Source organism: Marinimicrobium locisalis, from assembly GCF_039822625.1.
In the GTDB taxonomy this organism is placed as follows: domain Bacteria; phylum Pseudomonadota; class Gammaproteobacteria; order Pseudomonadales; family Cellvibrionaceae; genus Marinimicrobium; species Marinimicrobium locisalis.
Map to the genome: position 1 here is coordinate 178853 of NZ_JBDLLG010000006.1, position 6000 is coordinate 184852.

General features: G+C 57.3%; 4 protein-coding genes and 1 pseudogene. 2 read left to right on the forward strand and 3 right to left on the reverse strand.

Annotation, left to right across the window (positions count from 1 at the left end; translation table 11 throughout):
• Positions 1 to 97: 97 nt before the first annotated feature.
• On the forward strand, positions 98 to 2194 hold the full coding sequence (locus AAE514_RS06130) for an EAL domain-containing response regulator (protein ID WP_347330640.1): 2097 nt from the start codon (positions 98 to 100) through the stop codon (positions 2192 to 2194).
• Positions 2195 to 2213: 19 nt separating this feature from the next.
• On the opposite strand, the gene serB is transcribed toward AAE514_RS06130, so the two are convergent.
• Positions 2214 to 3437 carry a phosphoserine phosphatase SerB gene (gene serB / locus AAE514_RS06135; protein ID WP_347330641.1) on the reverse strand — a complete coding sequence of 408 codons (1224 nt, stop codon included), beginning with the start codon at positions 3435 to 3437 and terminating at the stop codon, positions 2214 to 2216.
• Between the two features lie 227 nt (positions 3438 to 3664).
• Here serB and AAE514_RS06140 point away from each other — a divergent pair, with 227 nt between their 5' ends.
• Positions 3665 to 4807, forward strand: a complete 1143-nt coding sequence (locus tag AAE514_RS06140) for a hypothetical protein (RefSeq protein ID WP_347330642.1) — start codon at positions 3665 to 3667, stop codon at positions 4805 to 4807.
• Between the two features lie 2 nt (positions 4808 to 4809).
• On the opposite strand, the pseudogene AAE514_RS06145 reads toward AAE514_RS06140, so the two are convergent.
• A pseudogene (locus tag AAE514_RS06145) lies at positions 4810 to 4947 on the reverse strand (tyrosine-type recombinase/integrase); the annotation flags it as partial.
• 19 nt (positions 4948 to 4966) lie between these two features.
• Positions 4967 to 5263, reverse strand: coding sequence for a site-specific integrase (locus AAE514_RS06150; protein ID WP_347330644.1), 297 nt, complete (start codon positions 5261 to 5263; stop codon positions 4967 to 4969).
• Positions 5264 to 6000: the final 737 nt, after the last annotated feature.

Here is a 6000-nt window from a genome sequence, read left to right on the forward strand (position 1 = left end):
GTTGAGGGCAGCCCCTAATCAGTTAATATAGCCCGACCACGACACGCTGGAGAGCTTACCGGCTGAACGGCCTCAAAAACGAGTGCAGTATTCTTCTATGGATCCAAACGAGACAATCCGCCTCCTGATTCTCAACGACTCTCGCTCAGAGGCCGAGCGTCTGATCAGCATGCTCCACAACGCTGGGCGCCCAAGCCGCGCCCAGCACGTCGACAGTGCAGAGCGCCTGGACAAGCTCCTCCAGGAGCAAGCCTGGGACCTGCTCATCGGCCACGACCAGACCACCAACGTCACACCGCAGAATGCCATTCGCCAGATTCACCGCCTAAACCGGGACGTGTCGGTCATTCTGTTGACCGACGACGATACCGGGGCGGCGATTGTCGAGGGCATGAAGATGGGGGCTGTGGATGTGGTCAAGCTCGACGATGACCAACACCTGCTCTTGGTCATCGAGCGGGAATTGGCCAACAAGGAGCAGCGCCACCAACGCCGGGTGGCCGACCGGCGCTTCCGCGAAGCCGAGCGCCGCAGCCAGGCCCTGCTGGATAGCTCCCGCGATGCCATCGCCTACGTGCAGGATGGCCTGTATCTGTATGCGAACGAATCCTTTGCCGAACTGTTCGGCTACGAAGACCGGGACGAGATCGACTGCCTCCCGATTATGGATATGGTGGCAGAGAAGGACCAGAAACACCTCAAACAGTTTCTCAAGAACTTCACCCTCAAGGGGGACGAGGCGGAAAGCACCAAGGTCGAGTTCCAAGGGGTTAAACACAACGGCGAGACCACCAATATCAGCCTGGAAGTGACCCGGGCCACCTACGACGAAGAGCCCTGCATCCAGTTCCTGGCCCGCGCTGGCGTGGTGGAAACCAGCGAAGAGCTGGAAGCTCAAATCGCCCAGATCAAATGGCAGGACTTGGCCACCGGCCTGTACAACCGTCAATACTTGGTGGACCGGCTGGAGAAGCTGATCGCCTCGGAAAACGACGACGAGACGCAAGAAGCCGCACTGATTTATATCGACATCGACAACTTTGCCGACCAGGTACAGGCCGCCTTCGGCGTGGCCGGCTCGGATATGGCCCTAAGCGACTTGGCCACACTGCTCAGAGAGCACGCGCAAGAGAGCGACCTGCTGGCCCGTTTCGGGGACAGCGCCTTCACCTTGCTGGCCCCCAAGACCAAGCCCGACGCCGCCGTGCAGCGCGCCGAAAAAATCTGCAAAGCCATTGAGGACCACATCGTCGAGGTGGACGGCAAGACCATTCAGTTGACCGCCAGCATCGGCGTTTCACTGATTAACGAAACCAGCTCCAGCGGGGAATCGGTGATTGAGCAGGCCGTCAGCGCCATGGAAAAAATCCGCGCCGACGAAAAAGGCAACGGCGCGCGGTTGTATGAGCCGGAGATGTCTGCCGACGAGCGCAAAGAGCGGGACATCATGGCCGAAGTCCAGTACGCGATGGAGAACGACCGCTTCCGCCTGCTGTTCCAACCGATTATCAACCTACGCGGCTCTGAGGATGAATACTACGAGGTGCTGCTGCGCCTGCTTAACCACGAGGACAAAGAGGTCTCCCCCAAGGAGTTCCTGGATGCGGCGGCGAAGATGAACGTCAGCCACAAAATCGACCGTTGGGTGATTCTCGAGTCCATCAAAATGTTGTCCAAGCACCGGGCCAAGGGCAACAAGACCAAGCTGATCGTGAACCTGAGCCGGCAGTCGCTGTGCGACGACAGCCTTCCCCCCTGGCTGGGCGTGGCCTTCAAGGCCGCCAAGCTGCCCACCGATGCGATCGTATTCCAGGCCAACGAGGTGGACATTACCAACCACATCAATGCCGCCAAGGCCTTTGCCCAGAGCATGGAAAAACTCAAAAGCTGCCTGAGCATCAGTGGCTTCGGCTGCTCTCTGAACCCGTTTAACGTGTTCAAGCACGTCCCCCTGTGCTTCGTTAAAGTGGACGGCTCGTTTACGCAGGATATTCAAAACAATAATGAAAAGCCGGACGCCCTGGTGGAAATGATCAAACAGCTCCACGAAGAAAACGTCACCACGGTAGTGCCTTTTGTGGAAAACGCCAGCGTCCTGGCCACGCTCTGGCAGGCCGGGGTGCACTACATTCAGGGTTACTACCTGCAAGAACCGAGTGATTCAATGGACTACGACTTCAATATGGAAACCTAGTGGCTGCTACCCCAGCCCACTAACCCAGGTCTCCATGCTCGCGGTCTCTAAAGCCTAATAGATACAGAATGGCATCCAGCCCGAGGGTGGAAATGGCGTGCTCGGCCGAGGCTTTCACCAACGGCTTGGCCCGAAAGGCGATGCCCAGCCCCGCCGCGTTCAGCATCGGCAGATCGTTGGCCCCGTCGCCCACGGCGATCACCTGCTCGGCGGTAATGCCTTCGCGCTCCGCCAACTGCTGTAGCAAATGCGCCTTGCGGGCCCCGTCCACCACCTGCCCTGCCACTTCCCCAGTGACCTTGCCGTCGACAATCTCGAGCTGGTTCGCGTAAACATAGTCAATGCCCAAGCGGCGCTGAAGAAAGCGGCCAAAGTACTCAAAACCACCGGAGAGAATCGCGGTTTTGTACCCTAGCTTTTTGAGGGTGGCGATCAGCTTTTCCGCCCCCTCGGTCAGGCGCAGGTTCTGGGCAATACCCTCCAGCACCGACTCATCCAAGCCATTAAGCAGACGCAGCCGCTGGACGAAACTTTGCTGAAAGTCCAGCTCACCGCGCATGGCCGCTTCGGTGATGGCCACCACCTGGTCACCCACCCCCGCCGCTTTTGCCAGCTCGTCTATGACTTCCGCTTCAATCAGGGTGGAGTCCATATCAAAACACACCAGCCGCCGGTTACGGCGATAGGGTGTGTCTTTCTGGAAAGCGATATCGATTTCCAGCCGAGTGGAGAGGTCCAACAAATCCGCGCGCAAGGCCTGGGCGTCAGCGGGGGCGCCGCGCACGGAAAATTCCACGCAGGCGCTGCTGTGGCGGTCCAGCGACTCCAGGGGGACCCGCCCGGAAAGGCGGTTAATGTGGTCGATATTCAGCCCGTGGCGCACGGTCACCGCCGTCACCTCGGCAATCTGCTCCGCCGTTACCTGGCGGGACAGCAAGGTCACAATATGGCGGGGCTTGCCCTGCTGTTCCACCCACTCCTGATAGCGTTTATGCTCAATGTGCTCAAACCGCACCCGCACCGACAACCGCTCGGCCACATCACTGATGGCCGCCCGCAGGTTATCCGGCGTAATGCGCTCACGATCCAGCGCCACCAGCATTCCCAGGGCCAGGTCATCGTGAATCACAGCCTGGCCGATATCCAAAATGCTGGCCCCAAAGCGGGCCAGCTCGCCCGCCAGAGAAGAGGTAACACCGGGTCTGTCATCCCCGAATACGTTGATCAATACAATATCTTTCACACGGACTCACTTGATTGGTTCACATAGAGTGGCTCGCCCGTTTGACGTTGGGGGTTGGCAAGCGCGGCGATTATACCGCCTCCCGGGGGGCGGTTGCCATGGAATCCGGCCCGCGGAGGGCCGGGTTCACACCCCGGTGCCACGGCGCTGGCGTCCGGCGGAGCATGCCCCGTAGAATAGAGCCCTTTTGATCGACACCCGAACCCGATCCGCCACCAGAGATACCCATGACCCCGTTTTCACAGCTTCGCCCACATTGGCCCGCCCTGGGCGCCAGCGTCCTGGTTCTGGCACTCGGCCTGTTCGCTGCGCTGCTCCACGGCTCCAGCAGCCTGGAGAACCAGCGCCAGCAGCTGGACGCCTTCGGCCAAACCCTGGCCCACAGCGCCGCGCAACGAGCCGTGGACGCCACCTTGCGGCAAGATATGATCAGCCTCCAGGTGGTCCTTCAGGAGCTGAACCGTCACCCTCAGGTGGTGGGCGCCACCATTCACGATGTGGAAAACAACCTGCTGGTACAGAGCGGCTTTGCCCCGTCGGATGCGGAAGGGGAGCGTTTCCAGAGCTATACGGCGCCAATCGCGCTGGCCGACAACATTGCCGGGCACTTACAAATCGCCCTGACCGCCCCTTCCCTCACCGCTGCCGACCAGCGCTTTTTCTGGATCTGGAGCCTAGTCGTTCTTCTCGTGGCCGCCCTGCCCTGGTTGCTTGCCCGCCGGTTTCCCCTAGCGGGGGCCGCCACCACGCCTTCACTCACCGGGCGTGAAGAACAAGCACCAGAAGAAAGCGGGAACGACCCGGCGGACCTGCCGTCAGCTTCCGAACAGGAGCCGGAGCTCGGGCTCGTTGAGATTCGCCTCAGGCTGCAACTGACCAACCTGAACGCGCTGCACAGCCAACTCAACCAAGACAGCTTCGACCGACAGCTGCGGCAGTTCGAGCGTCAACTCCAGGGCGTACTCTCACTCTACGGCGGACGAAAACTCGCCCTCTCCGACGATGTTCTGCTGATCGATTACCAAGGCGAATCCCACAGTGACTGCGCCTTCAGGGCTTTGTGCAGCGCACAACTGCTGGGAGAACTGACGCACCTAAACAGCGGCCCCAAGCTGAAAATCCGTGCCCGTATTCACCCGATCACCACCGACACCCCCGTCACCCTCTCCGAGGCCTACCGGGACCAACTGAGCGAAGTCCCACCCGCCCTCCAGGGTATCGAGATCGTCCCCTCGCTTATCGACGAGGAGCTGCAACAACACCTGGAGCTGGACCCGAGTAACGGCCTGCTGATCGGCGTTAAAGCGCCCTACCGGCAGTTGCTTAACAAGCAACAGCAACAACTTCAGCACCTGGGGACGGACACCTAAACCTACACGGAAAGCCTTATATTCACCAGCGGGCTTTGGACGGCGCGACCACCGCGATTGAGCACGTGAGTATAAATTTCCGTCGTGCGCAGATCCGTGTGCCCCAATTGCTCCTGCACCGTGCGAATGTCCGCACCACTACTATCGCGATCAAACAGACTACTCACCAGGTTTATCTGCTTTTGCAGCAAGGGCAGGACATCTGGAGACAAAGTGACGATACATAAAAACCAACGCATTCAACGCGGTTTTCTGCGTGCTGGGCGACACATTACCCTCGATCGCAAGGTGCGTCAGGTAATGCCGGATGTCGGCCTCGCCCAGCTGCTCGGGATGCTTATTACCGTGAAACCGAATATAGGCCACAATCCAATAAAGATACGTTCTTTCGGTCTTGATGCTGTAGTACTTGCTCCGGATGACCCTTCTGACACTATCCAAAAACGGTGACGCCATTTCTCGCACTCCTTTTACCTGGTCATATAGACAGTATTGCCGTGGCGACTGCAAAAGTCAACAATGAGCACCCCAGCTGACGTGTTTAAACACGTCACTTTGACGTTGAATAAGCCGTTAAGCAATTATGGAGAGATGATAAAAAAGCTTTTGATGGACCCCGATAAGTCAAAGGATCTACTTTACGTGCTAGGTTCATTTACGTTTTTATCGGGCCTATTTAGGCTATGTATTCCGACAGTTAGAGATTCGATGTTCGGAACCAAATTGGTCGCTATCTGCGTAATACTTTTCCTTATCACATATGTAAGCATTTATGCCTTACTACATGTAGCGCGCCCAATTGTACAGCTTTACTACCCTAGTTTTACTCTTCCAGGAATTGATGCCAATCATAAGCTGCCCAAGCATTGGTACGAACCGTTTTCTAACCCAGCGTTTCTGTTGTTTCTTGGATTATATCTTACAATATTGTATTTTGGTTGGGCCGTGGTAAGCATCGGTATGCTGCATGCTTAACAAGCGTATTATGTCGCCACTTCGTGGCTGGGACGGCTTTCACTTCGCTCGTTCCTCGCTACGCTCCAGCCGCCCCATATACGTGCGTTAGCCATACGACATGATTAGACCATATAAGGAATCAGATTTTGAGGTAGTTGAAAACCTCTATAATCGTAACTATTCAGCTCAATTTTTGAAAAAACACTTGACAGGGTTTTTCCGAGAAATTCTGAAAT

Excerpts from the sequence above, each read along its gene's own strand:
- AAE514_RS06140 (WP_347330642.1), top strand. The coding sequence starts at position 3,665 with ATGACCCCGTTTTCACAGCTTCGCCCACATTGGCCCGCCCTGGGCGCC.
- AAE514_RS06150 (WP_347330644.1), bottom strand. The coding sequence starts at position 5,263 with ATGGCGTCACCGTTTTTGGATAGTGTCAGAAGGGTCATCCGGAGCAAG.
- AAE514_RS06130 (WP_347330640.1), top strand. The coding sequence starts at position 98 with ATGGATCCAAACGAGACAATCCGCCTCCTGATTCTCAACGACTCTCGC.